This window comes from Shewanella sp. SM29, from assembly GCF_025654245.1.
GTDB lineage: Bacteria > Pseudomonadota > Gammaproteobacteria > Enterobacterales > Shewanellaceae > Shewanella > Shewanella oncorhynchi.
In genome coordinates this window covers 19,284-46,193 of sequence record NZ_JAKKRN010000010.1, presented here as the reverse complement: position 1 = coordinate 46,193, position 26,910 = coordinate 19,284, and the positions used below count along the sequence as shown (strand labels likewise).

At 44.6% G+C, this 26,910-nt stretch carries 21 protein-coding genes, 1 pseudogene and 1 riboswitch; of the genes and pseudogenes, 15 read left to right on the top strand and 7 right to left on the bottom strand.

The window, feature by feature from the left end; translation table 11 throughout:
- Window positions 1-6: 6 nt before the first annotated feature.
- Window positions 7-1,446 carry a PLP-dependent aminotransferase family protein gene (locus tag L5L77_RS08875; RefSeq protein WP_263185486.1) on the bottom strand — a complete coding sequence of 480 codons (1,440 nt, stop codon included), beginning with the start codon at window positions 1,444-1,446 and terminating at the stop codon, window positions 7-9.
- Window positions 1,447-1,604: 158 nt separating this feature from the next.
- Between L5L77_RS08875 and L5L77_RS08870 the strand changes: the two genes are divergently transcribed.
- The 4 genes from L5L77_RS08870 (at window position 1,605) to L5L77_RS08855 (ending at window position 5,238) form a co-directional block, all read left to right on the top strand.
- Window positions 1,605-2,939 carry a cytochrome ubiquinol oxidase subunit I gene (locus L5L77_RS08870; RefSeq protein WP_263185484.1) on the top strand — a complete coding sequence of 445 codons (1,335 nt, stop codon included), beginning with the start codon at window positions 1,605-1,607 and terminating at the stop codon, window positions 2,937-2,939.
- 50 nt (window positions 2,940-2,989) lie between these two features.
- The gene (gene cydB / locus L5L77_RS08865) at window positions 2,990-3,997 is read left to right on the top strand and encodes a cytochrome d ubiquinol oxidase subunit II (RefSeq protein WP_263185483.1); all 1,008 of its coding nucleotides are present in this window, start codon (window positions 2,990-2,992) and stop codon (window positions 3,995-3,997) included.
- 104 nt (window positions 3,998-4,101) lie between these two features.
- On the top strand, window positions 4,102-4,236 hold the full coding sequence (locus L5L77_RS08860) for a DUF2474 domain-containing protein (protein WP_105250029.1): 135 nt from the start codon (window positions 4,102-4,104) through the stop codon (window positions 4,234-4,236).
- Between the two features lie 597 nt (window positions 4,237-4,833).
- Window positions 4,834-5,238 carry a GreA/GreB family elongation factor gene (locus L5L77_RS08855; protein ID WP_028759523.1) on the top strand — a complete coding sequence of 135 codons (405 nt, stop codon included), beginning with the start codon at window positions 4,834-4,836 and terminating at the stop codon, window positions 5,236-5,238.
- 785 nt (window positions 5,239-6,023) lie between these two features.
- Here the strand turns inward: L5L77_RS08855 and L5L77_RS08850 are convergent.
- Complete coding sequence (locus L5L77_RS08850) at window positions 6,024-6,800, bottom strand: AraC family transcriptional regulator (protein ID WP_263185482.1); 777 nt, start codon at window positions 6,798-6,800, stop codon at window positions 6,024-6,026.
- A gap of 212 nt (window positions 6,801-7,012) precedes the next feature.
- Between L5L77_RS08850 and L5L77_RS08845 the strand changes: the two genes are divergently transcribed.
- Both L5L77_RS08845 and L5L77_RS08840 read left to right on the top strand, forming a co-directional pair.
- Window positions 7,013-7,903 carry a DMT family transporter gene (locus tag L5L77_RS08845; protein WP_113939865.1) on the top strand — a complete coding sequence of 297 codons (891 nt, stop codon included), beginning with the start codon at window positions 7,013-7,015 and terminating at the stop codon, window positions 7,901-7,903.
- 153 nt (window positions 7,904-8,056) lie between these two features.
- Window positions 8,057-9,688, top strand: coding sequence for a methyl-accepting chemotaxis protein (locus L5L77_RS08840; protein WP_212600405.1), 1,632 nt, complete (start codon window positions 8,057-8,059; stop codon window positions 9,686-9,688).
- Between the two features lie 281 nt (window positions 9,689-9,969).
- Here L5L77_RS08840 and L5L77_RS08835 read toward each other — a convergent pair whose 3' ends face one another.
- A complete protein-coding gene (locus L5L77_RS08835) occupies window positions 9,970-10,815 on the bottom strand; it encodes an FAD:protein FMN transferase (protein WP_263175751.1) in 846 nt (281 codons plus the stop codon).
- A 723-nt stretch (window positions 10,816-11,538) separates the two neighbouring features.
- Here L5L77_RS08835 and L5L77_RS08830 point away from each other — a divergent pair.
- The 3 genes from L5L77_RS08830 (at window position 11,539) to L5L77_RS08820 (ending at window position 14,469) form a co-directional block, all read left to right on the top strand.
- Window positions 11,539-12,870, top strand: a complete 1,332-nt coding sequence (locus tag L5L77_RS08830; protein WP_105250033.1) for a Na+/H+ antiporter NhaC family protein — start codon at window positions 11,539-11,541, stop codon at window positions 12,868-12,870.
- 181 nt (window positions 12,871-13,051) lie between these two features.
- Window positions 13,052-13,750 carry a hypothetical protein gene (locus L5L77_RS08825; protein WP_263265190.1) on the top strand — a complete coding sequence of 233 codons (699 nt, stop codon included), beginning with the start codon at window positions 13,052-13,054 and terminating at the stop codon, window positions 13,748-13,750.
- 8 nt (window positions 13,751-13,758) lie between these two features.
- A complete protein-coding gene (locus L5L77_RS08820; protein ID WP_263185481.1) occupies window positions 13,759-14,469 on the top strand; it encodes a 23S rRNA pseudouridine(2604) synthase RluF in 711 nt (236 codons plus the stop codon).
- Between the two features lie 162 nt (window positions 14,470-14,631).
- Here L5L77_RS08820 and L5L77_RS08815 read toward each other — a convergent pair whose 3' ends face one another.
- A complete protein-coding gene (locus L5L77_RS08815) occupies window positions 14,632-16,089 on the bottom strand; it encodes an OmpA family protein (RefSeq protein WP_263185480.1) in 1,458 nt (485 codons plus the stop codon).
- Between the two features lie 533 nt (window positions 16,090-16,622).
- Here L5L77_RS08815 and L5L77_RS08810 point away from each other — a divergent pair.
- The 5 genes and pseudogenes from L5L77_RS08810 (at window position 16,623) to L5L77_RS08790 (ending at window position 19,713) form a co-directional block, all read left to right on the top strand.
- Entirely contained in the window at window positions 16,623-17,195 is a 573-nt protein-coding gene (locus tag L5L77_RS08810) for a hypothetical protein (protein ID WP_263222582.1), read from the top strand.
- 48 nt (window positions 17,196-17,243) lie between these two features.
- Window positions 17,244-17,807, top strand: coding sequence for a hypothetical protein (locus tag L5L77_RS08805; protein WP_263185477.1), 564 nt, complete (start codon window positions 17,244-17,246; stop codon window positions 17,805-17,807).
- A 148-nt stretch (window positions 17,808-17,955) separates the two neighbouring features.
- Complete coding sequence (locus tag L5L77_RS08800) at window positions 17,956-18,420, top strand: TadE/TadG family type IV pilus assembly protein (protein ID WP_263185476.1); 465 nt, start codon at window positions 17,956-17,958, stop codon at window positions 18,418-18,420.
- A pseudogene (locus tag L5L77_RS08795) lies at window positions 18,326-18,586 on the top strand (alpha-amylase family glycosyl hydrolase); the annotation flags it as partial. The gene L5L77_RS08800 and the pseudogene L5L77_RS08795, both read left to right, overlap by 95 nt.
- 104 nt (window positions 18,587-18,690) lie before the next feature.
- Window positions 18,691-19,713: a transposase gene (locus tag L5L77_RS08790; RefSeq protein WP_263192060.1), complete on the top strand. Its 1,023-nt coding sequence runs from the start codon at window positions 18,691-18,693 to the stop codon at window positions 19,711-19,713.
- Between the two features lie 360 nt (window positions 19,714-20,073).
- On the opposite strand, the gene L5L77_RS08785 is transcribed toward L5L77_RS08790, so the two are convergent.
- The 3 genes from L5L77_RS08785 to gbpA form a co-directional block, all read right to left on the bottom strand.
- Window positions 20,074-22,230 (bottom strand): S46 family peptidase, encoded by a 2,157-nt coding sequence (locus tag L5L77_RS08785; protein WP_168824932.1) that lies wholly within the window; start codon window positions 22,228-22,230, stop codon window positions 20,074-20,076.
- A gap of 269 nt (window positions 22,231-22,499) precedes the next feature.
- A complete protein-coding gene (locus L5L77_RS08780; protein ID WP_198573013.1) occupies window positions 22,500-23,675 on the bottom strand; it encodes an aromatic amino acid transport family protein in 1,176 nt (391 codons plus the stop codon).
- Between the two features lie 563 nt (window positions 23,676-24,238).
- Window positions 24,239-25,684, bottom strand: coding sequence for an N-acetylglucosamine-binding protein GbpA (gbpA, locus tag L5L77_RS08775; protein ID WP_168824930.1), 1,446 nt, complete (start codon window positions 25,682-25,684; stop codon window positions 24,239-24,241).
- A gap of 123 nt (window positions 25,685-25,807) precedes the next feature.
- A riboswitch (cyclic di-GMP riboswitch) is annotated at window positions 25,808-25,907 on the bottom strand.
- Window positions 25,908-26,317: 410 nt separating this feature from the next.
- Here gbpA and L5L77_RS08770 point away from each other — a divergent pair.
- Window positions 26,318-26,872, top strand: a complete 555-nt coding sequence (locus L5L77_RS08770; RefSeq protein WP_263186743.1) for a TMEM165/GDT1 family protein — start codon at window positions 26,318-26,320, stop codon at window positions 26,870-26,872.
- Window positions 26,873-26,910 lie beyond the last annotated feature (38 nt).

Genomic DNA, 26,910 nt, shown 5'->3' with positions numbered 1-26,910 from the left:
CAGCCTTTAACTTCGGCGCGAATAGTTACGGATAAGTTCGGCCAGCACCACGACCGCAGAGACTATCTCTGGCGAGCACTCGTATGAGGCATTCAAACGCATAAAATGGCGGAATTCGACCTGATTACTAAAGAGATTTCCGGGTGCAATACTGATCCCACGCTCAATCGCCTGATAATAAATTTGTGTAGCGTCCATGTGTGATGGCAGCGCTAACCAGAGAAAATAGCCGCCCTGGGCGAAGTTGACCCCCACAGATTCGGGCAGATGCGCGCACAATAATTGATACATGGCCAATTTACGGCTGGCTAACTTTTTACGTAACTGTTTCAAATGCCGTTCATATTGCGCCGACTGAATAAAATCGGCGATGGCGAGCTGCATCGGCGCACTGGTCGATAACGTCGACATGACTTGTAAACGTTGTAACTGCGGTGCATGGCATCCTGCCGATACCCAGCCGACACGATAACCAGCAATCAAAGACTTAGAAAATGAGCCACAGTGCAACACCCGTCCTTCGGTATCGAAGGCTTTTACTGGCCTTGGCGCGCTAGAGTCGACATAGAGTTCTTGATAAACATCATCCTCAATCAAACTGACTTTATGCTCATTTAGTAGCTGATAAAGCGCCTGTTTTTTAGCATCCGATAAGCTGCAACCTAAGGGATTTTGATGTTGGCTCATCAACCAGCAGGCTTTCACTGGATAGGTATTTAACACTTCTGCCAGCGCCTCAAGATCAATCCCCTGTTGTGGATCGGTAGCAACCGCAATCGCCCTGAGTTTAAGCCGTTCAATGGCTTGCATCGCGCCATAAAAGGTCGGTGATTCAATGACAACCCAATCACCCGCTTGAGTCAGCGTCGCTAAGCTCAAGTTGAGCGCCTCCATGGCACCCGAGGTAATGATGATTTCGTCGGGCGAAATGCTCATGCCCAATTTGGCATAACGTTGGGAAATAGCCTTACGCAATCCCGCATTGCCTGGCGGTAAATTATCGGCGGCAAAAGAAGGTGACATGTGCCGAGTCACCTTAACCAAAGATCGCGCCAGTGCTTGTTGTGGGAATAAACTAGGATCGGGAAATCCTGAGCCAAAGGGCACTATGTCCGCCTGCTTTGAAGCCTGCAGCACATTGAAGACAAACTCATTAATATCCACACTATCGGAAAGATAAATCGGCTTTTGCCGCTCGGGATAACGAAAGGCTTCTCCCTGGCGCGCGATTAATTCCGGCTTTGGCGCCACTAAATAGCCAGACTTAGCCTGCGCCGAAATCACGCCTTGGCTTTCCAATAACTGATAGGCATTGAGCACTGTCATCAGACTCAAGCCCGAATCGGCCACAGTTTGGCGCAGCGACGGCAACTTGTCCCCCGCCTGCCAGACACCTTGGGCTATTCGTGTCTTTAATTCCTGCGCTAACTGCTCGTACTTCGTCATCTGTTATAGCCAAGCCAAGATATTCTGTGTCTGTTATAGCTAGCATATCCCATGGTCTAATAGCACACAAGCTTTCACCGTCGAGCCAATTTAGGGCTCAGTGCACGCGACTAGATCAATGCCTTTGTAACGAGAAATGCCTATCGCTCGAGGAAATTATGTTTGATTTTGATGCCACAGTACTCGCTAGAATCCAATTTGCTTTTACCATCTCTTTTCACATTATTTTCCCTGCCATCACTATCGGCCTCGCCACCTATCTAGCAGTATTAGAAGGTTTATGGCTGAAAACAGCGAATGAGGTGTACCAACAACTCTATCAATTTTGGTCGAAGATTTTTGCGATTAACTTCGGCATGGGCGTGGTCTCAGGCATAGTGATGGCCTACCAATTTGGTACCCATTGGAGCGCGTTTTCCGCCTTCGCGGGCAGCGTGACTGGGCCGCTACTCACCTATGAAGTGCTTACCGCCTTCTTCCTCGAAGCGGGTTTTCTGGGGGTCATGCTATTTGGTCAGCAGAAGGTAGGCAAAAACCTGCATTTCTTTGCCACTTGTATGGTCGCCACGGGCACGATTATCTCAACCTTCTGGATCTTAGCTTCAAACAGCTGGATGCAGACGCCCCAAGGTTTTGAAATCGTGAACAATCGCGTCATTCCTGTGGATTGGTTTCAGATAGTGTTTAACCCTTCATTTCCCTATCGTTTAGCCCATATGACAGTGGCGGCCTTTATTTCATCGGCTTTCTTTGTGGGCGCATCGGCGGCTTGGCATTTACTCAAAGGAAACGACACGCCCGCGATCCGTAAGATGTTGTCTATGGCGATGTGGATGGCGTTAATTGTCGCGCCGCTGCAAGCTGTAATTGGTGATTTTCATGGTTTAAATACCCTTGAATATCAACCTGTAAAAGTCGCGGCGATGGAAGGCCATTGGCGTAATGAGGGTGACAAACCCACACCGCTTATCTTGTTTGCGATTCCCGATATGGACGCAGAGAAAAACCACTTCAGTCTCGAAATCCCAGGGCTCGCGAGCCTGATCTTAAAGCATGATTTAAGCAAACAAGTGCCAGCCTTGACTGAGTATCCCGCCGAGGACAGACCCAATGTGTTGTTAGTGTTCTGGAGTTTTAGGCTCATGGTCGGCTTAGGCTTATTGATGATTTTTGCTGGACTGTGGAGTGCTTATCTCAGGCGCAAAGGCAGCCTCTACAGCAACAAACACTTTCTGCGATTTGTATTGGTGCTCGGCCCCGCCGGATTGCTCGCCACACTAGCGGGCTGGTTCACTACCGAACTTGGCCGTCAACCTTGGGTGATCCAAGGATTGATGCGCACTCAGGATGCAGTGTCTTCCCACAGCGTTACCCACCTAAGTATCAGCCTAGGGATTTTTATCGTCAGTTACTGTGGCATCTTTGGCGTTGGTTATCGCTATATGATGCGACTCATCCGCAAAGGGCCAGATAGCGCAGCAACAAGCCATTAATTTTAATCTAGTTTTACTTATTCAATCTTAAGCATATTTAAGGGCTCACCATGGAATTCGATCTACCCTTGATTTGGTTCGGGATCATCATTTTTGCCACCTTAATGTATATCATGATGGATGGCTTTGATCTCGGCATCGGCATACTGTTTCCCTTCATTCACGATGAGGACGACAGGGATATTATGGTCAATACCGTCGCCCCCGTTTGGGATGGAAACGAAACTTGGTTAGTGCTCGGCGGCGCTAGTCTGCTCGGTGCCTTTCCCCTCGCATATGCAATAGTACTCGAAGCACTAACCATACCGCTGCTCATCATGCTGCTGGCATTGATTTTTCGCGGCGTGGCATTTGAGTTTAGATTTAAGTCGGGCGCAGAAGCTAAACCATTCTGGGATAAAGCGTTTATGTTCGGTTCTATCACGGCCACCTTTTCACAGGGCGTAGTGCTGGGGGCGTTTATCTCCGGCATTTCGGTGAGTAACCAACAATTTAGCGGCGGTAGTTTCGATTGGTTAACGCCTTTCTCACTTTTCTGTGGATTTGGCCTAATGCTGGCCTATGCTCTGCTCGGCGCAACTTGGTTAGTAAAAAAATGCCAAGGCGAGCTTAAAACGACCATGCAACAACTCGGCAGAGCACTGACCTTATGCCTGTTGATGACCATAGGTTTAGTCAGTTTATGGACCCCCTTCGTGCAACCCAATATTGCCCTGCGCTGGTTTAGTTTACCAAATTTATTCTACTTCGCCCCAGTGCCAATACTGGTATTAGCCTGCAGTTGGGCCTTGATAAAATCCCTAAATCGTGATGATAACTATCAGCCATTCCTACTCACTCTAGGGCTGATTTTCTTAGGATTTAGTGGCTTAGGTATCAGCATCTGGCCGCACATTATTCCGCCCAATATCAGCCTTTGGCAGGCAGCTGCCCCCGACAGCAGCCTGAGCTTTATGCTCGTCGGCGCCCTGATGATCATCCCGCTGATTTTGGTTTATACCTTTTGGAGCTACTACGTGTTCCGCGGCAAAGTGACCAAGGATGCAGGCTATCACTAGCCATGACTCAGATAAAAGAAGAGGCTTCCCAAAACGCGACCTAAGCTAACTTGGCTTAGGTCGCTGATTCACCTTAGATGACTTTACATATGCAGGAGATCAACATGACGACCCAAACGAAATCCCTCGCCTATCGACTCGGCTGGTTAGTGCTGATTTGGTGTACGAGCGTAAGCTGTCTGTTCCTCGTCTCTATGTGTATCAAAATACTTTTAAAAGGTGCGGGCTTAACAACCTAAGTAAATATTGACTTTAGAAGCTTATATTAAGGCTTAATTCAGTTAGTGCCCATAGCATCTAGCAACAATGCACTAGAATATTCAATGGTTGAATTAATTTGCGCCAAATTAACAAGTGCTCAGTTTACTTTACGAGTGCTAGCATTAAATTGACGAAGACTAGCCCCCAATGTGGCAAAGTTAAAAAAATGTTAAACCCAACTTTACTGTTATCAGTATATTCAGCAAGATTAGCTTAGTTAGGCTTGCTTTATATTTTTACTTGACCTATGGTATCAGCCAAGCAATTACTTATTTAGTTAATGGCAAGACCGATATACTAAATCGATATACAAAAAAATAAATAATCAATCGAATATCAACTTTTGACTGGAGATGTAACACTATGTTTAGCACTGCATTTTCATCACTATTTTCCCATGTGTTAGCTAACACATCTAGTTCAGTAAGCTCAATCCGCCTCTCGCTCAAATTCCCAGTCTAAGCCGAGCGTCACTCGCGCTCGGCAGAATTATAACTTCTTGTGAAATAAGCACAGAGTAATACTCATTTTAATTTCTATGCTTATATTTTAACTTTGTTATTTCAGAGGCGGCAATGGCATATTCTTTTTTTAGTGGTCTTTTCCAGAATTTTATTCTAAAAACTGAAACCTATTATTTACAAAACAGTTTTAATGCCTCTCTACGCCCAACGGCTTTGGCAGGCGTGATTAGTAAGCTTGAGCAGCTAAAGCATGATACGACGAGTGATAAAGTGACTGTGGGACGAGAAATTCACTTAGTTAATCTGCAGGATCAGCAAGAGTACCAAATTGAACTCGTGTATCCACCAAGGCATAAACCCAGTGCAGGACGTTTCTCTGTCATATCAGATTTAGGCGTCAGCTTACTTGGGTTATCAAAGGGCGAATTGGCAGAGGTGAGCATTTTAGGCAAACCAGTTCTGTTTATGATTAAAGATGTCAGTTTAACGAAAAAACAACCTAAAAAGTCTGTATAGGAAAAATCATTTGGGCATACTTTTTGTAAATAGCTATTGAGTATTGCTACTTGACAACATTTCAGAAAATTTTAAAGATATGATTATTAGGCTGTAAGCATTTTAAAATAAAGCATGTTCAATTCAGTGGCAACATGCTTTGAACTCGCTATTAGCGGCGGCTTATAGCGGCGGCTTATAGCGGCATTTTCAACATAATATAATAAGAGGGAATGTTATTTTGAAGTCATTAACTGGCCGCGATATTTATTAAAGAGACACTTTAAATAAGTTTAACACTGCAATTAACGACTCTTTGCAACTATTTACGTATAAGTCATGGCAGCGCTTTAGAGTAAACAGCAAAGGGGTTAAGAGGTTTAGCACGGCGCCTCAATCGTTAAATTTATTTTTATACTCTTTATAAATAAACCGTCTCAATTAAAGCCTGAAATAAAAATTGAGCCCAACTATCGAAACCGATTTGCGGCGCGGGTTCGGATAGTAACCTTCACTTTGGAGTTTATATCTATGAGTAAAGAAAAAAACAAAAAACCGCCAATGAAAACCTTAAAAGAGAAGCGTCAAGATAAACGGAACCGCCAAAAGGCTTCCGACTAACTTATCTAACTCTGTAAAAACCTTAAATCCTCTCTTTAAATAGGCCGAAAATAGGGTGTTAATACTTTAGCACCCTATCTTATTTCACAGTTTCCCCCAATATTTTTAGTGCATCATCTAGCGCGACTTTCGCATAGGATCTCATTATCTCGCCTTTATTAAGCCTTGCTCCTTCAGCCACTCAATCACAATCGGCGGCGATACTGCTCAGGTGAGCACTGAGCATATTTTTTAAACATCACGATATAAGGCGAAGTTTGGTTATAGCCGAGCGTCAATGCCACTTCTTTGATCGCAAGTCCCTGACGTAATAGTTGTAAGGAATAGATAAACTTATGCCTTTGTCTTAGCTCAGTAAAACTCATCCCCAGAACCTCTTGGCAACGACGAGCTAAAGTACGCTCAGTGGTATGTAATTCACTGGCCCAAGATTTAAAGGTTTTCGAACTCGCAGGGTCGGCTTCAAGTGCCAACAACAACGGCTGTAACAGTTTATCTGAAACGGTGGGCAGAAATTGCGGTAGAGCTTTACCCAAGGTCAGCTGATCGAGCAAAACCTCAACCAGTCGCTTATCCGCCGCAGTGTCTGCCACAGTGACTTGCCGCTCCCGCAGATCGTTCACGATCGATTGGGCAATGGGTGTCACGGCTAAAAGACAGGTCTCTATGGGAAAAGCCGCAGCCCGCTCGGCAACTATATTCATCGAGCAATAATGAATACTGCGCCGAGTGTAACTTTCATGTTCTATCCCCGCAGGAACCCAAATCGCATATTGTGACGGCGATAAAAACCGTTGCCCTGCAGCATGTAACTCCATAATTCCACCGCTGATTAACTGCAGTTGCCCCCAAACATGTTGATGTTTTGGCGTTACCGTATTTGGCAGGAAAGCTTCATAGTTGAAGAAGATATCTGCAGCAGGCTCTTGCTCTGCCGTGAGCGGATGGTAAACCGTGCGCATTTTGATGCCCTCAAAGCTATGGTGGTCTAAAAACTCAAACGAAATCGCTAACCCAGATTACGCTTGTCCGTAGAGGAACTGACCTTGTCTGATAAGCGATATTTATATCATAACCGACCATGGATAATAGCCACTAATCTATTATCTGGATGCTCAAGTGATAAGCCATAAGCTAAGGCCAGTCACTTTAGCCAGTACCTAAAGGCAAGACCATGCTGTATTTGTTCCCCCTGTTGGCCGTATTAATTTGGGCAGGCAATTCGATAGTCAACAAGCTCTCATTTGGGATTATCGATCCTGAAGCCATAGCATTTTACCGTTGGTTTTTCGCTATGTTATTGTTAACCCCCTTTGTCGCAAGTCGCGTCTGGCAAAAACGCCAAGTGATACTACCTTTGTTACCTAAGTTCGCTACTTTGGCTTTGTTAGGTATGGTGCTAAACCAAAGTCTGGCCTATTTTGCGGCGGCTACCACCACGGCAACAAATATGGCATTAATCACCTCTCTCGTGCCTATGATCAGTCTGTTTTTAGCCGTGCCATTACTCAAGCAAAAATTATCACCGTTAGCCTTTGGTGGCACCTTAATCTCGCTATTTGGATTGATTTTTATGCTCAGTCACGGCGATATGATGAACCTTGCCATCGGCGTGACCCAAGGTGATTTACTGTTGCTCTTTAGCGCCTTTGTGTATGCGCTCTATGGCGTATTACTGAAACGCTGGCAACTGCCACTACCGACTTGGGAATCGGTTTATATTCAAGGACTCATAGCCGTATTCATGCTAACGCCACTGCTGTTTACGAGTCCCAGCATAGCGATCAGTGCCCAATCAGCACCACTGATACTTTACGCTGCTATCGCTGCCTCACTTTTAGCGCCGTGGGCTTGGATCAATGGCATAAGCAAACTCGGCGCCGATCGCACCAGCGTATTCTTTAATTTAATGCCTATTATTGCGGCGATACTGGCGGCCATCATCCTAGATGAAACCTTAGCCATTTATCATTATATTGGCGGTTCTATGGTGATTATTGGTGTCATGCTAGTGCAGATAAAACCTAAGCCTAAAGTCATCCCTACCCTAGCTTGTCCTGAATAATCCAAAGTAATGCGTCAACGCCTTGGTAACAGTGACCAAGGCGGTTTCGCTTATTTCAATGCGTACAAAATCCCATCGCAATCTGCTGCACGCAAAGGCAATTCTATAAATAACGGCTAAGCTATTTATTAAGTTATTAATGGAGATCGTCCTATGTTTAACAGTATTCGCGTTAAGTTTTCACTGATGTTTGCCATTATGGCGACAGCGCTCATTGTCATGGCAGTCACCGACGCTATGCAAAGCCGTGCTACTGTGAAACAGATGCAGGAATTTAGTCAGTTATTTAATCCCGCAATTTCGGCAATTCTCAATGCAGATCGCGACCTTTATCAAGCGCAGCTAAGTGAAGAAGTGTTACTCAGGGAAGAATTATCTGCCGATAATCGCAAAAATGAGATTGATAACTGGCAAGAGAATGTCGATCAAGCCCGTGACAGAATGGGAGAATTTAAAAAAATCCTTACAGATCACCTGCAAGTACTGCAATCAACCAATGGCTTTGAGGCGCAGTTTTCGCTCTGGTATCAAGCCTCATCAGAGGTCATTAATGCCGTTAAAAGTAATGATTTTGAACGCGCGAAACAACTCCACGAAACCAAATCCAAGCAAGAATTTAAGGCATTAAGAGATATCTACAATGCCGCGGGCGAAGCCGCCGATAACAGAGTAAAAGAGCTAGATTTACAAGCAACGGAACAGGCAACCACCCAAACCCAAATATCCTTAACGATAGCGAGCTTAGTCGCCATTGTGGCGCTGTTGATTGCCTACTTCGGCCCTAAAATTATAGTCAATGCAATTGAAGATATCACTAGCAGGATCAATGACATTGTCGATGGTGACGGTAACTTAACCCAAAGGATCCCTATCACACGTCAGGATGAAATCGGCGAGCTCGCCCATGCATTTAACTTATTTGTAGAGCAGCTACAGCAAATGGTCATCTCGATTATTGGTCAAACTAAAGATGTGAGCCAAACCGTTGAAAGCCTTGCAACTAAGTCAGCTACCACAATCAACATCAGCCATGAACAAGAGCAGTTTGTCGATACCATTGTCACAGCAGTGAATGAAATGAGTGCAGCCGTAAGAGAAGTCGCCAGTAACGCTCTTCATACTGCCACCGAAATCACTAAGGTGAATGACCAAACAGTAGAGGGTAAGAATATCCTCGCCCAGTCCGTTAATCATATTCAGCAACTGTCTGAATCAGTTAAAAATGCCGTGACTGTTATTGAAAAACTTTCAGTCAATTCTGCCAATATTGCCTCAGTGCTTGATGTGATCCGCTCAATCGCTGAGCAAACTAACCTCCTTGCCCTTAACGCGGCCATTGAAGCGGCGCGCGCTGGCGAACAGGGCCGTGGCTTTGCCGTAGTTGCCGATGAAGTACGTACACTGGCGAGTCGTACCGAAACCTCAACCCAAGATATTCAGCGCATGATTGAAGAGTTGCAACGCGGAGTAAATGATGCGGTTAAAAGCATTGAATCGGGAGCTAGCCTGACCACATCAACCGTGACCCTCGCCAGCCAGACCCAAGATGCATTAGATGAAATTCTAAACTCCACCTCTAAGGTCAGTGAGATGTCCACTCAAACGGCGACTGCAACCGAAGAGCAAACCCATGTGACCGAAGAAATTAATCGTAACTTGACCGAATTATCCGATAAAACAAGATACTGCAACTTAGTGATCCAAGAAACTCAGCAAATAGTCGTCAACACTAAAGCCATTTGCAGCAACCTACAAAAAGAAGTTGCGCGATTTAAAGTCGCTTAAGATAAATGACTAACGACACATAGTTAGCGATAAGCTATTGAAACGAAAAGAGTGCCCAATGTAGGCACTCTTTTTAATGGAAATAATACCAAGCAAAGCTTGAAGACAATAAAAGCCCACAACCGTATGCAAGTTGCAAATAACGGTAACGAAACCCAAGTTGTATCGATTCACCCGTTAAAGTGCGAATAACAGTACTAACTGCTTAACGTTAACTCACAGTAATGATTGAATTTCTAATTCAATCATCTGCAAAAGCTGTAAAACAACCAAAAGATACATCAATCAAAACTGACTAATTGCCCACCCAAGTGAGCAATTTTTTCAGCGGCCAAGTCGGGATTAAGATAGCCAGCGACTTTCGTTAACGCATCGGCGCGCCAAGCAAAAGAGGCTCTCACACTAACAATACGCTCGCTTTCAGCATCGATGTTCGTATCGGCAACATTGCCAGTTGGCAGTAATAGTGCAGGGTAATCATGACTTAAGGTTTGTGAGACCCTTGAGCTGGCGAGCGCCATATTGCTAACGCAAAGCTTTTGGCTCGCTCCTAATGGACCGCGGCACACTACATTTAAAGATGCACTGCCAAAAACTTTTAAATCGCCACCCGCATTGACCCAACCTCCGCTCACGCCAGCGCGACGCAGCTCACTCACTGCCATATCAACCGCATAACCTTTAGCTATACCATCTAAGGTTAAAATTAGCGGTCTAGCTAATCGCGCTTGATTACCTTTTATTTCAATATCTTGCCAGTCACCTTGCAATAACAATGGCATACCAAGGTAAGCAGGCAAAGCGCCGCGAGACATCATTTCGCCGCCAACGGTACAATTGAATAAGTTGTTGCTCGCCTTACCCAGCCCCTTAGCCAACTTGAGCACTCGTAAACTATCTTGGCTTAACGTTACCCAAATTCCCGGCTGCCGATTTAACTGATTTAACTCGCTGTCCTGTTGATGGAAGCTCAGCAACCGCCCAATATGGGTCACACGCGAAAAAGCCGCGCTAATAGCCGCTTCCAATGCTTTATCTTTAAGTAGTACCTCACCGCTTTGATTTGGCAGTGACTCGGCAGCGATTTCCACCAGCGTTCCGAGTAATGGCTTAGCGCGACGTATCATGATAATACCCACTGTAGTAGGAAGATCTGAGGGATCAGCAATAAACGCTTCATCCAGTTAAATTTAAACAAAGCACTAAGAGCAATTAACATAATTTGTGCGGATTCTATTAAAGTCTCTACTTCAATACAAATTGTTGCCATTAGTTTTTATGGGGATTTTAGATGCTTGAAACTGTTTTATATTTAAAAACAATAGATTGCTTATTAAGGTTTTATTAAAGTTATTTGACTTATCATTGCTATCACAACGCTGCACAAGCGAACTAAGTCAATACGTCCCCAAATGAGCCCTATTGATTAATGCCACTCATCATTTACGCTATTTATGCTGGCTTACCCACCAACAACTCAAACTAAATGGAGCAATAAATAGCCGGCTTACTCCATCACACCAGTCATCTGCTTAAATTTTACGCTATTCCATTCAGTTGAAATACACGCTAAATCAGATATAAACCCTCTAACTCAATCTAAATGAAAACAGGTAAATTATTGATTAGTAATTAAAATAAAGACTAATTTTCATCTTATACAACCTATTAATAACCTAGCGATCACAACGGAAGTAAAAACATCTAGACGTCTAAATTGACAGGTTATCAGGGATCAAATATGCTTTGCCTCAAGTTGCTAGGATACGATGCCGAGGCAACACTGAATTTAAGCGAGTTTGACTGCCAAGGATCCTGCGGAAAAACCCTAAGCGAAAGAGAGATAACATTTGAGCAATCCAACAGCAGCACAGCACAGCCCGGCATCTTTTATTGCCCTGTTGCCATTATTTGTTTTCCTTGGTCTTTTCATTGGCGCGGGTGTGTATTTCCAAAGCCAAGGTGTCGACTTTGCCTTCTATCAATTACCCAGCGTTATCGCTATTTTACCTGCAATCATTCTGGCGTTGATTTTATCAAAACAGAAATTAAATCAATCGATTGATACCTTTATTGGCGGTATTGGTCACAGCAATATTATTGCTATGTGTTTAATTTACTTACTTGCAGGCGCCTTCGCTGCAGTCGCTAAAGCCACTGGCGGCGTCGATGCTACTGTTGCTCTTGGTTTATCGTTAATACCATCGAACCTGTTACTACCTGGTTTCTTCGTGATTGCCGCTTTTATCGCAACGGCCATGGGAACCTCTATGGGGACAATCGCGGCTGTCGCTCCCATCGCCCTAGGCGTAGCCGACCAAGCGCAAATCGACTATGCACTGATGGCGGGAGCCGTGATGTCTGGCGCCCTATTTGGTGACAACTTGTCGATTATTTCCGATACCACAATTGCAGCTACGCGCACCCAAGGCTGTGATATGAAAGATAAATTTCGTGAAAATTTGATTTTCGCTATCCCCGCATCACTGCTAACCTTAATCGCCTTTGTATTTGCCGGACAAGGCCAAGCAGAATTAGCAACGCAGAATATCGATCTTATTAAGGTCATTCCTTATCTGACCATTTTGATCTTAGCCGTGGCGGGTCTGAACGTATTTGTGGTCTTGACCTTAGGTATCTTATTAGCGGGCGCAACCGGCCTGTTTACTATGGATTACGGCGTGATCCAATTCGGTAAAGATATTTATGCTGGCTTTAGCAATATGCAGGAGATTTTCATTCTGTCTATGCTAGTGGGTGGTTTAGCCGCACTCATGCAGCAGCAAGGTGGTCTTGCCTTTGTGAGTAAACAGATTGAAAAGCTGATCACTCGTTTCTCTAAGGCGCAAGGTGAAGCTTCATGCCGTGCAGCTGAGCTAGGTATGGCAGGTATAGTCGCAGTGACTAACTCTTGTGTGGCTAACAACACGGTTTCTATCGTGGTGACGGGTGATATTGCAAAAGACTTAGCAGAGAAGCATGGCGTGAGTCCAAAACGTGCCGCCAGCATACTCGATATTTTCGCCTGTATTATCCAAGGTTTGATCCCGTATGGTGCACAGGCACTCTTGATTGCTTCGACCTTTAGCATCACGCCATTAGCAGCGGTATCACACGCTTGGTACTGTATGATTTTAGCCGTAGTGGCTGTTGCGATTGTAATTTTCCGCAAACGACACTAAATGATATTTGAGTCGCATGAGTAAAATCTAACGTTTATGACAAGGAACGCACTAGGCGTTCCTTGTCATTTTAAAGCCCTCTTTTGACGAAAAAGCATCAACTCGCTTGCCTTCATTAAACAATTCAGGCAAGTTACCGCATTCAATGTGGTCATATCCCATCAGCATATTTTTAGTCTCCATGAATCCTCTTTATCACCAAGAACCAAGTTATTACGATCTACATCGTCTTATTACATGGTTGATTGTAGGCGCAGCCTTTATTAGTGCTTCTGGAGTTTTAATTGCTATTTATGCTGAATATCAAAACATTGGAGTTCAAGTCTTACAAATACGAGCTGATTTTTTAGGTAACTATATCAACTCACCCCTCGCTTATGTGTTTAATTTAAGCTTATTGGCTGCAGGACTCTGCATACTCATTTCAATGACCGGGCTCTACTTACTAAAACTGGATACGTTCAGCCAATGCATAGCACTTACAGGTGCTTGGGTAGGAGTCTCTGTGATTTTGATGGGAATATTCCCCATTAATTTTTTGAGCATACACAGAATAGTTTCAACGAGTTATCTATTAAGCACCCTTATCTTACACAGCCTTGTGATTATAGCGGGGATAGTGCCTCGGTTTATTTGCCCAAAGCCACTGTTCTATTTGAGCCTGATCAGCTTTTGTAGTGCAGTGAGTTTAACCCTGCAATTAGATTGGACAATATTGGATTTCCCTCCCTGTGTGCCCCAAACACACTTTTGTACTGTTTCAGCCAATATGTGGCTCCAAACTAACTTGAGTATCATTTGGTGTTTAAGCCTAGCCTTTGCAATGCGGCGCCTATCAAAAATACTGTATCATCGCGCCCAAGAACGCCAAATACTTTAGGGTAATCCATGCGCTTAGCAAAATACCTCGCCCAGTGTGGCATAGGCTCACGCCGTGAAGCCTGCCGTTTGATTGAGGCCGGGCGCATCACACTCAATGGCGGTATCGCCCGCCACACAGATCCCATCTGTTTAGACGAGTCATTACACTGCCTCGACAGTATTGAGTTTGATGGCAAACCTATCACTAAAGCCGAAACATTCGCCTATTGGGTATTTAACAAAGCTGTGGGCACAGATTGCCGTCTGCTTGAGCAGGATGAAACGAGCCTCATACACCTACTTCCCAAAGCACCAAGACTCTACCCCGTCGGCAGACTCGATAAGGACTCCCGCGGCCTACTGCTGTTAACTAACGATGGTGAGCTGACCCATAAACTGATGCACCCCAGTTTTGCCCACAGCAAAACCTACCATGTGCGCCTCGATAGGCCATTCGCAGATGATTTTATTGAACAAATGGCCAGTGGAGTGCGTTATAAAGACCTGCAAACCCTGCCCTGCCAAGTCCGCCGCCTCAGTTCGGACAGCTTTGAAATCGTGCTGACTCAGGGATTAAATCGACAAATTCGGCGTATGTCCAGCGCCTTAGGCTATAAGGTAATTGACTTACAGCGCGTCGCATTAATGACATTAACGCTAGAATCCTTAGCCGAAGGAGCGATGCGGCCACTCACCCCACAGGAAGTTGCAGTGCTTAAAGCCGCAGTGACAATTTAGAGAAAGACAAGTGGCGAATACACTCAAGCTACTAACCTCAATTTTAGACAAATGCCCGCGCGAACAATATCTTCCAATGAACTCCAATGAAGATAGAAACGCCTGAGATGACTCAGGCGTTTCTATAAAACGAAGCTCCCCTTTCAAGCTTATTAATATGAGCTACTTTTTATCGGAACGAAGTACTAACTCCACTCTGCGATTCAGTTTTTGTCCGGCGTCATTAGTATTGCTGGCGACAGGGCTATATTCCCCGTTACCGTGGGCGGTTAATTGGGCCGACGGAATTTGAAACCCGTCACTCAACTGCTTAATCACAGCTGCGGCGCGGCGCTCCGACAGGCTTTGATTGTAACTCCGCTCGCCCTTGTCATCGGTATGTCCAACCACATAAAAACTCATCGCCGGATGCTGCTTAAGATAGCTTGCCAGCACCTCCAGTACAGGTTTGGACTCAGGCAACATGCGCTCACTGTCATAATCAAACAGCAATCCCTCCAACGTCGCCTTGCCAGTTTGGCTAATCGCATCGGTCAAAGCATTGAGGTCAATCGCCACTCGATCATCCTTCAGAGTAGAGAGTTCCATTACCCTGAGGGTAGTATCGGCAGGTGTGCCATCGAAATATCCTTGGGAATAGATATCGAAGTAAACATCGCCCTTTGCGTGACTAAGCTTAAACAGCTGATACTCCTGCCATTCGTCCTCTTTATCGTCCTTGATTAATTTGATGACATTAATCAGGCTATCATCGTCGCCGCAAGCCGTGCCTTTGCAATGGAATACCCGCTCTGCTGCAAGCTTTTGTGCGGCTGCGGCATAATTGCTGTTAATTTCAAACAGGGAATAGCTTTCAGGCATCTGATAACTTATTTGGGTAAGCTTGGCGTCCAGCGATTTGGTTTGATAATTTGCGCCCGAGATCCCCACCAATACAGGCACTTGGGTAAAGTTAGTTTGTTTGTAACTTGTAATATAACTGCCGGGCATACGTCCCAGCAAAGGATGGTCTGTCGAGCCTTGAGCATCGTCACTACGCCTATCTTTAATCTCAATGTTCTTCGGCGCCTGCTGTAAAAAGTCACTATTCGCTTGGATTAAGTCCAGCGGCTCAGGGATAGCGTCGAGAATATCGACTTGCAGATAGGTATATCTGTCCTCGCGATTGACGACATAGATACTGGTGTAAACCTCACCGCGAGTACCTTTCAGTTTTGCCGCCACGTAAGCACTGTGATAGTCGGCATTCACGCTTTTAAGCGGCTTTAGCTGAGTTTGCATGACTTGACCATCACCGCAGGTGACGGCCTGACAACTAAATAACACTTCAGCATTCAGCTTTTTTAGCTGTGCCAAATAATTATTGATAACATGCTCAGGACTATAACTCTCGGGAAGCTCAACGCTTTGTCGAGTCAATTTCCCCGATACAGGCAACAGAGTGAACTTGTCACCATTCACTGCGGTGATAAGTTCAAAGGGCGTAAAGTGGATGCGCTTTTCTTCAGGCGATTTGGCGTCAGGAAAGGGAGTAAACAGCGATTCAGCATTCACCGCAAAAGTGGCGACACCGCAGGTCGCGGTCAAAAGTACAACACTCAATAACGTCTTATGTCCCATAAAAAATCCTTTTCTGTGGGTAAATAGAAATTTAACTCATAGCTTAAAAACATAAGCGCGAACGATATTACGATAAAATGCAAAATAATTCAGCCTAGATATTACTTCAAAGCTTGAGACATATTTTCAAACTTTAAAAGCCACCTCCCTTACTAGCGTTGCGCTCAAAAAATCTATGACATATAAGCAGCTTAATAACCAAATCAAAATTACATTAAGATGCGCTGAGTTATACAGCTAATTAGTCAGAAATCCTTCTTTAGTGTTATAGCCATCAGCAATACATCTCCTTATAAAAGGGCAATTAATTTTTTCCGAAAGCCATATTTTTATATGCTGATGAAATTATAAATAGAAAATGTTTACTCATTCAGTAAACACGAAGACATTAACGGATACAAAGACGACGCCGAAAACGAATCGTCAATAACGAAGACATAATGGAACTAAGGCTATAACTTCAGTTGGTTTTTCCCATTTTTAGCTAGCTAAACTCATGCTCAAAGGACTTTGCAAAAATGCGATTCAGAATAATGTTATCTCACGTAAAACTTTTACTTTGTATATCACTGCTCAGCGCTACACCTACTTCTATAGCGGAAGAAAAAGTACTAACAGTGCAAAGCATCCTTGCGAATGCACCAAAACAGCATGAGGTTGAATTTGCTCGTAAAAGCGTGGCAGAAACAAGCATAGATAATGCTTGGGAGCGGCCATGTCCATATAACAGCTCTCGTTTGCTTACTGAAGGTTCGGGCGATTTCGATGTAGACAAAGCTCCCCTGCGTTGTCGCCGCTGGCAAGATTGTAAAACAGCGGGCGCTGATGCGAGTCGGTTTACTGAAGGTTTTTTCAAGCACCATAAAACTGGGGAGGAAATTCCTCAGCAGTGGAAAAAAGATGGCGAAGACTTGGCCAAAAATGACGCAGAATTTGGTGGCGGTTCGGGGCACTCTTATAACTACGCCTTGAAGTTTGCTGAAGAAAACTGGCGCTTGTTTGAAGGGCGAAGTGCTAGTGAAGCTGACAAACTCGTTAAAAAGCAATTCTGGCAATGGTGCGCTGTCGAACCTTTGTCGATTTGGAAAAGTAAACTCGATGATTAGGATTGGCATGTATTTCAATTTCATATCAACAGTGACTAAGGTGTAAAAATGCGATTCAGAATAAGGTTATTTCAGACAAAACTTTTACTTTGTGTCTCGCTGTTCAGCGCAGCAGCTTTTTCCATTGCAGAGGAAAAATCCGGCTATGACTTGTTATTGGAGATGTTTCCTAAGCCTTATGAGATTGAACTGGCGCGCAAAGGTATAGCCGAAACCAATATCGATAAGGCTTGGGAACGAGCTTGCCCCTATCGAGAGCTAACAGGAACGACTGAGGCGGAGGACGAGTATTTCTTTCGCTGCAAACGTTGGGACGAGTGTGTGTCGGCAGGCAGTTCGGCCAGCGTTTACACAGAGGGGTTCTTCAGAAACCAGCAACTGGATCCCAATGCACAAGTACCGTGGGAGCTCTACCGGGATGTTCTGTTGGAGGGGGTTGATTTAGAAAGGGTCACCGGTCACTTGAGACAGTATGCCCTGAAATCTGCAGAGGAAAATTGGCGCTTGTTTGAGGGGCGGGATGCTGCCGCGGCAAGTGACTTGGTTGAGAAGAAATTCTGGCAATGGTGCTCCGCCGAACCTTTGACTTTATGGAAGGCTGAGTATCAATAGCAGGCGTCCCCACACCCTAGCAACAAATTTAATGTGAATAAAGGCTGAGCATTCAAGCATCGCCGTCGGCTTTTCCATGCTCTCAATATCGGAAGAGTTCACGGCGTGCGCCACTCGAAGGACAGAAACCACGGTCAAGGATTGAGCCATGCAAGTGTTCTACCGCTACCTGTTATACAGAGCCGCTGCAAAAGCTAATTTAAGTCGATTCCCTCACCGGCAGGCAGGATACGCCAGCGTCCTTTTTCTGGCGATATTTGCCGCAATTGGTTTGGCGGTATTTTCTTTGTATGACTCAGGTGTGGTCGCGACCGAGCGGGTGCGATTACAGAACACGGCCGACAACGTTGCCTACAGCACCGCCACCATGATTACCCGCGATATGAATGTTATCGCCATTACCAATCGGGCCATGGTTGCCAATCAAAAAAAGCGGGGACAGCCAGATCTTTTTGTTTTTTCTTGCACTCTAAACCAAGCTTTAAATCATCCTAATTTAGCCAATGCGGTGACTTGTGATGACCTCGGCCAGAAGACAATTAATCGATGCGAATTCAACGCCTTATTATCATGTAATAAATCGTTGTGTTCGCAGAACTTTTTTGTGCGGTGAGGATAAATTCACCGGGCGCAGTTATGGGCATAGACGTGGCTGGATTGTAGATAAAATCAAAGTCTTGTCTGCAATTTTTTGTATCGATATTTGTGCTTATGCAGTGATGAGTAACCACTATCATCTGGTGCTTAAAATTGATGTCGAAAAAGCTAAATCGTTAACGCACAATAAAAGCGGAAAAGCGGGGACAGCCATATCTTTTTGTATTTTCTTGCACTCTAAACTAAGCTTTAAATCATCCTAATTTAGCCAGTGCGGTGACTTGTAATAACCTCGACCAGAAGACAGTTAATTGATGCGAATTCAACGCCTTATCATCATGTAATAAATCGTTGTGTTCGCAGAACTTTTTTGTGCGGTGAGGATAAAATCACCGGGCGCAGTTATGGGCATAGACGTGGCTGGATTGTAGATAAAATCAAAGTATTGTCTGCAATTTTTTGTATCGATATTTGTGCTTATGCGGTGATGAGTAACCATTATCATCTGGTGCTTAAAATTGATGTCGAAAAAGCTAAATCGTTAACGCACAAAGATATTATCAGTCGCTGGTGCAAAATAACCAAAGGCCATGCCGTTGCGACTAAGTATATGAAGGGTGACACCTTAATTGACGGTGAAACCATGTTGCTCGATGGCTTACTGACCGAATGGCATGAGCGACTGAGCAATATTTCTTGGTTTATGCGCTGTTTAAATGAAGAAATTGCTCGCAAGGCTAATCGTGAAGATGAGTGTAAAGGCGCCTTTTGGGAGGGGCGGTTTAAGTCGCAAGCGCTGTTAGATGAGCAAGCATTACTGGCCTGTATGATGTACGTCGATTTAAACCCTATTCGAGCAGGGATTGCCGACTCTTTGCAACAATCTGATTTCACATCAATTCAAGAAAGGATTAACGAGCTTAATTCACCCAACAACGACTTAATCCCCTCTAATCATGTCGATAATCTTCATCAACCAAGGCACAAATCCCTCGCCCAATTCGATGGTGCCGCACACCTTGGTGAGCAAACAGGCATTGCGTTTCATTTTGCTGATTATCTTGAACTGATTGATTGGACAGGGCGCGCGATTCGCCATGATAAAAAAGGCTTTATCGATAATCAACGGCCGAAACTGCTTAATGAGTTAAGCATAGCCTCCGATGCTTGGCTCACGTCAGCTAAAGAGTTTCGTCGTCAATACAGTGGTATAAGTGGTCGTTGGGATGCTATGTGCGCGTTTAAAAAGCAGCACAGCAGCGGCAAATGGTGTAAAGGTAAAGCCTCAAGCCAAGCGTTACATCCTTAAGCGCATCACTAACTACGATTCTGCTCAACGGATTATGTTTGTTTATCCAAAATGAAAATAATTTCGCGTAAAACCCAGCACGCTTTTGTCCAAAAGTGTGTTGCGTATATATTTTCAATCCACTGGTTACGTTAATGCTAAAAAGGTGAGCTAATGCCCTAGCGCCCCTATCACGGAAGCTATCTTAACGCCGTCAGCAGGCCATTACAGCTACAAAAAAAGCGATAAACCCAGTGAGTTTATCGCTATTTTGTTGTCTTGTTATTTCAGTATTTTTAAAGCACTAAATCGCACTTGAATGCTGATAATCCAAATTCACTATGCCACTATAGGCCGCACCATTGCTGGTGCGGCAATGGATTACTTAACGATTTCCATCTCAGCTAATAAATTGTCGGCATGATCTAAATACTTCATGACCCACAGCATATAACGGCTGTCGACATGAATAGAACGGTTAATTTCATTATCAAATGCCCAACCGCCAATAATGCTTTCATATACACCGTCGAACAATAGGCCGACGAGTTCAGCGCGGCCGTTTAAGGTCGGTGAGCCAGAATTTCCGCCAGTAGTATCTAAAGTTGATAAAAAGTTTACTGGTACAGAATCTATTGATTTCATATAGAAATCACCATATTGCTTCTGCTTAATCAGCTCTAACTCTTTCTTCGGTGCATCGAATGGGTCAACACCCGTGTCCTTTTGCACTATGCCTTCAAGGCGAGTGAATGGCACGGCCACTAAACCGTCTTTTGGCGAATAGCCTTTCACATGACCAACCGTGACACGTAAGCTTGAGTTAGCATCGGCATACACTGGCTTACCTTGCTCTAGGTTGTAAGCAATAATGGCATCCATATATTGCGGACGCACCTTCATTAGTTCACCCGCTAATTCTTTTTCTTTCTTTTCTTCAGCCATATCAGTGTCATACATAGCGACAGCGAATTGAATGAAAGGATCTTTAGAGGCTTTAAAATCGGCAACGGATTTATCCATCCACGCCAGACGAACGTCTTTCTTACCTAACTCAGTTTTGGCGTACATTTTATCTAAGGTTTTCGAAAGCTTAGCTTCACTAAACTTTTTATCGATACCAAAGGCTTTATCCAATGCGGGTAGGCGCTGATCTTCTGGCAGTGCGGCGTAGCGTTTTAGCATGTCGAGCAATACCGCTTTATCAACGCTCGGCGCATAACGACGGTCGATACGCTCCATGCTGGCTTTTAGACGTGTCATATCACGATCTTGGAAGCCCGGTTCACGCTGCATATCTGGCAGTTGTTTCTCGTTCGCGAGGCGATATAAGCTACGCGCCGTCGGCAACATAGTCGTGCTGCCTATATAGCTTAAGATCATGTCACGCTCTTGATGCGTTTTGCCTTTGGCAATCAAGGCATCTAATTCCGCTAAGGTTTTACCGTATTTCGCTTCACGACTGCTGTCTTTGGCTATCCACGCCGCAAGCTTAGCTTCGAGGGCTTTACGGTCAGCCAACATGGTTGATTTGCCGTAAAACTCGATCATAGAAGTGAAGTTTTTCGCGTAATTTGCAAGGCCAGCAATTTGACTCTCGTACTTAATACGCTCGTCGCTGCCCTCTGGCGCGGTTTCTTTAATGATCTCTATAAAGCGTTCACGCAGCATTTTGCCTTCGGGATAAGCCCACTCAAACTCATTTTGAACTTCAGTAGCTGTGCGATATCTGTTGGTACGACCTGGGTAGCCTGCAACCATCACAAAATCACCCTCACTCACGCCTTTAGCCGAGACTTTTAAGAAACTTTTTGGCTCGTATGGCACGTTGTCGCTGCTAAATTCTGCTGGTTTACCCGCTTTAGATACATAAGCACGGTAGAAAGAAAAATCGCCTGTGTGACGTGGCCACATCCAGTTGTCTACGTCGCCGCCGTATTTACCCACGCTCGCGGCTGGGTTATAGACTAAACGCACATCACGGATTTCCAATTGCTTAACCAGATAATATTCGAGGCCGCCGTGAAAGCTATACACTTGGCAACGGTAACCATCTTCTTTTTCACATTCAGCAACTAACGCTTTTTCTTGGCTTTCAACGCCTTGATAGAAGGCGCTGCCCACTTTACCTTCAAGCCCGTTTTTAACTCGCTCAGTGACATTAGTGACATCTTCAGTCACATAGACACGTGAGCCAGGGGTCGCTGGTAATTCATCGGCGAAAGTCTTAGCTAAAAAACCATCCTGCAGCAGATTTTTCTCAGGAGTGGAGTTGTATTGAATCGCCCCATAGGCACAGTGATGGTTAGTCACGACTAGGCCCTTTGGCGATACAAATGATGCAGTGCAACCGCCAAGGCTTATCACGGCATTCATCGGGAATTCGGTGAGTTTAGAAATCGATTTTGCATCAATTTCAAGGCCTTTTGCTTTTAGCTCATCAGCCATTGCAGGCAGTTGATGGGGCTGCCACATACCTTCGTCAGCCTGTGCGCCAAAACTAGCGGCCACGGCAACTGTGAGTAACCATTTTTTCATTGTGTTAAGTCCGTTTTATGTGAATGAAGCCACGCGCAAGCTGGGCCATTTTCTCGTTTTAATAGCGTTGTTTTAATTTTAAATAACTGTGCTAAAACCCAGCATCACTCGCTTTAAAACCTAAAAAGCAAAAAGTCAGGCCGGGGCCTGACTTTATCACATGCGACACTCTCTATAACAGACTCTGAAAAACTCGCTTACAAAGCAAATACATTTAATCAAAGTTACCCAGATGTATTCGCTAAAAAGCCCTCATCTATCGCAATGAATTAGATCCCAACAAATAGCTGGGCACCCACAATCACGGCACCTAACAAGCCTGCAATAACTAACGCAACAGATCCGCCAGACACTTGATAACCCCCAAGCTGCGACTGACGTTGACGCAGTGCCATAACAATTGGCAAGAAGATGATCATCACGACCAATGGTACGGCCGCAAATCCCAGTACCGCCACAAAGCCTTCAGGCAAATACAAGGCACACAAAACAGGCGGAATAAAGGTCAGTAACCAAGTTTGAATACGGCCGGCAAACGTTTCTTTGGCGCGAGTTAATTCGGCGATAAAGTCATATAAACTTAAGGTCACACCGAGGAATGAGGTCACTAAGGCTAAATCAGCGAATAATGAAATACATTTGCTGATCCAGGGTGTATGAGCAATATCCTGCAATGCCGTGACGAGTGAAGGTAGTGAACCTTCAAAACTATTCACCTCATATCCGCCTACTGTGCCTAAAGTCACCAATAACCACAGAACATAACAAGCAAGTGGGATAGTCGAACCGATTAACAACACCTTACGCAGTGATACCGCATCGCCATCGAGATAACGCACTAAAGTGGCGATACAGACGTGGAAACCAAACGAAGTAAACACCACGGGAATTGCCGCCATCCAATTGCTGGCCATAGACTCGGCAATCGCACCCGTTGCCATGCTAGCAATACTGACTTCGGGCAATAAAAATAATACCACCACCACGAGCAATAGAATCATTAACGAAAATAGGAAACGTGACACTTTATCGACCCAAGCAACACCTAGCGCCGCAAAGCCACCGAGCACGAGTGTAAATAACAACACTGCGACTTGATTATCGAGCACGATATCGAACATGTTCTTCGCTTTAAGCACTAATAACGAAGAGCCGCCGGTGAGATAAGCCGCGGTCAAGGCAAATAATAAACTCAGGAAAGAAGCACCCTGAATTATTTGACCTTTTTTACCCAGTAACTTACCCGTAATAGCATGCACGTTATCCCCCACGCCAGTGCGTAAGTTAATTTCGAGCATAAGTAATGAGGTATAGGCGGACACGCCCCAAATAACGACGAGTAACACTAAAGCAGGGATAATACCTAAAGCCGCTGTGGCTAAAGGTAACGCTAACATACCTGCGCCAATGGCCGTCCCGGCAACGATGGCGATCGAGCCTAACATTTTTGAATTCACACAATAGTCCTGTTCAATAATTAATTATTATTTTATTTGAGTAAGATTTGAACCGATAAAGCCTTGCGTCTTAAATCGAAATAAGCGACACATCACTTAAAGCATCCAATCAGATCTCGACCTAGCAGATCAATTGGCCCCAATAGCTTTTGAATGTTTCAACCCAGTAGCCATTGAGGCTAACTAAATCGATTATTGAAAAATGGCATGACTTTCAATTGTGATAGCCCAAATTAATGTACCGATATAAGCATCGATTAAATAGATAGTTTGGGACATTAACAGAGCCAAACCCAGTGGGCAAGCCAGTTGTGAACAAAGAAGGGTAGCAAACAGTACGGTAACAACTTAATAGCGCTGTGATAAACTAAAATATACAAGCCAACAAAATCGCTACCTTTGTTGAAAATATATCGGATGCAGCATTGAGCTTAAACCGAGGTAAAGCGCATCTTTCACCATCGAGAGCATGCAAAATATGGGCTTAAACACACGGATATGTTTAAGCCCAATGACACCTTTTTGAAGCTAGGTTAGCTCAAAAAGTTAATTTACAGCTCAGTCCACGCCATAGCCCAAGAAGCGCCAACACCTGGCTCAAATCCTGTGGCAGAAGCCGACCACTGCACGCAATAGCCGCTATAAGGGAATGGCTTACATTGATACACTTTGCCATTTTTAGGCTGTAACACTGTAGTACCTGCAACGTAACCTTTCACGCCTGCTGGGAATACAAAATCAGCTTCTGGTGCAGGAGCTTGATCCTTTAAGAAGAGATCAAAGTTCTGCTGAATAACATCACCTTGTTTAGGCTCAGCTTTTACCTGCAAATGATAATGCCCAGCTTTAGGCTCAACGACGTCTAACACTAAGCTAGCACTGGTATTGTTAACAGTTTGGCTCACAAAACCTGCCGCTGTGCCATCATGGCTAAACAAATACGCTGACACTAGCATCTCGGCGTTACTGGTCACATCAAAGCTGACCTTCGCCGCACCATCGATAATTTGATAATCATCGGCAAGTGAAGTGACTTCTAAGCTGTTGCCCGGAGCAGGAGCTAAATCAAATCCTACTTCGACACGCTCAATACCTGAGTTTTTCGCTGTAAAAATGTCGTTTTTGCCATACACAGGCTCAATCACACCCGATGCATTTTTTTGTCCCGCTTTTAACTGGGACTGCTGGGCATTAATCGCGCTTGCTAATAGGAAAGGCCAATTTTGTTTATCACCTTGAGTCGCATCGCTAATGGTAATGACTGTTTGCTTAGCCGCTTGCTCACCATTGGCGTCAAACACCCGGGTCATCACTTTATCGCCTGCTTTTAGATCGAGTGACGGATTGATATCCCCCACATCTTGCCATTCACTCGGCACAACAGGACCCGAGCCCAAGTTCACATCGATAGCATTGTAGAAACTATTCGTCGTATCTCCCACTTCCCACACGGCCAAGATCACTTGATAACCACTGCGACCTTCTGGCACGTAGCAGTCATGGGTCACTAACTTAGGCGGCTGTTCCATACCACCATCAACTACGCAAAAGGGTGCTAAGTCAAAGCTCGCTCGACTCAAAGCTTGGTTTGGGTTCCAATCTTGGCGAGTTAAATAGTAACGCCAATTACGGGTGACATGGTTTGCTGTGAACTGCCAACTGAACTTATTCCAGCCCGCTTTAATATCCGTCTTTGCCCAACGGCTCGGACTTTGTTCATCCAAAGGTGAAAAAGCACCATTGCCAGCACTCGCCAATTTGCCATCAGCAGGACCTGATTCAGGAAAACCCGATGGCCCCTCAACACTTTGCGGCTCCCATTGCACCGCACCACAATTGGCATTTTTACCTGTTTTACAGGCATATGAACGCGATTCAGGTGCCACAACATAACCGTGCGCCTGCGCAGAGATACTCACAAACGCATTCGTCGCCATTACTGCCGCGGCCAATAAACTCAATTTAGAAATAGGGGAAAAAACAGTAGGATTTGCCACTTTAATGCACTCCATTGATTGCCTATCATCCTAAACATAATGATAGGCTTAGATATAAAAGTGGTATTTGGGCAAACAACAGCATTAAACAGCAGTCGTTTATCTTTCACAGAAATCGAATTCTGCGGCAACTCCGCTATCTTAGTTCACTAAAAAATCCATTTACAACCTTAGACCGGAAGCTTTGCGTCCTAACTTTTCAATTAGTTTGCCAAATACAGTCGTTATCATTGAGTCACTACGAGTTAACAGTATGTAACTAAGTAGAAATGACTTGGCTAAATTAGCAACAAAAGACAACGTTGTCAAAAAATAATTCATTTATATTCATTAAGTTACAGAATGTGAATCGGTATTTTTCTGACACCCGTCAAACATTTATCAGCACCTACTGTTATAAACTCGTGCTTGAAACTAAATCTTACCTAGGTATAATGCCCACCTCGCTTCGGGGGAGTAGCTAACTGGATTTCGAACCATCGTCATCTAGGGTGAACATCAACATACTTGGCAACATGCCATGGTGTTCACAGCAAATCATAGATTTGCCCAGCAAGACCTGAGCACAATTACCGCACCTAGGGGTGGACGGTTTATTGTGCTTATGTCATAACCACCCCTAAAGGATCACACTTGGAAGCCCTACTTGCCTCAACCTTTACGGTTGCTATCGCCGAAATTGGTGATAAAACTCAATTACTTGCACTAATCCTCGCCGCAAGATTTAAAAATAAAACCGCCATTATTTTAGGTATTTTGCTGTCGACATTATTTAACCATTTTGCCGCCGCTTGGATTGGTCAATGGGCCATTAACTGGGTAAGCCCAGATCTTGCACGTTATTTAGTGGCTGCGTCCTTCTTCGCGATCGCTCTTTGGGTGTTAATCCCAGATAAAGTCGATGCAGAAGAGAGCCGTTTCTATAAAATGGGCCCCTTTCTCGCTACCTTTATCCTGTTTTTTATCGCCGAAATGGGGGATAAAACGCAAATCGTAACTGTGGTATTAGCCGCAAAATACGATTCATTAACGATGGTGGTTGCAGGCACAACCTTAGGCATGCTGCTTGCTAACGTACCCGTAGTGATCGCAGGCCACTTCAGCGCCGAAAAATTACCTATGTTGTGGATACACCGTGGCTGCGCGGTATTGTTCGCACTCTTAGGCGTAGCAACACTGTTCTTCTAAGAATCGAGGCTGTGGTTTTGCTGCAGAATAAAATTTCT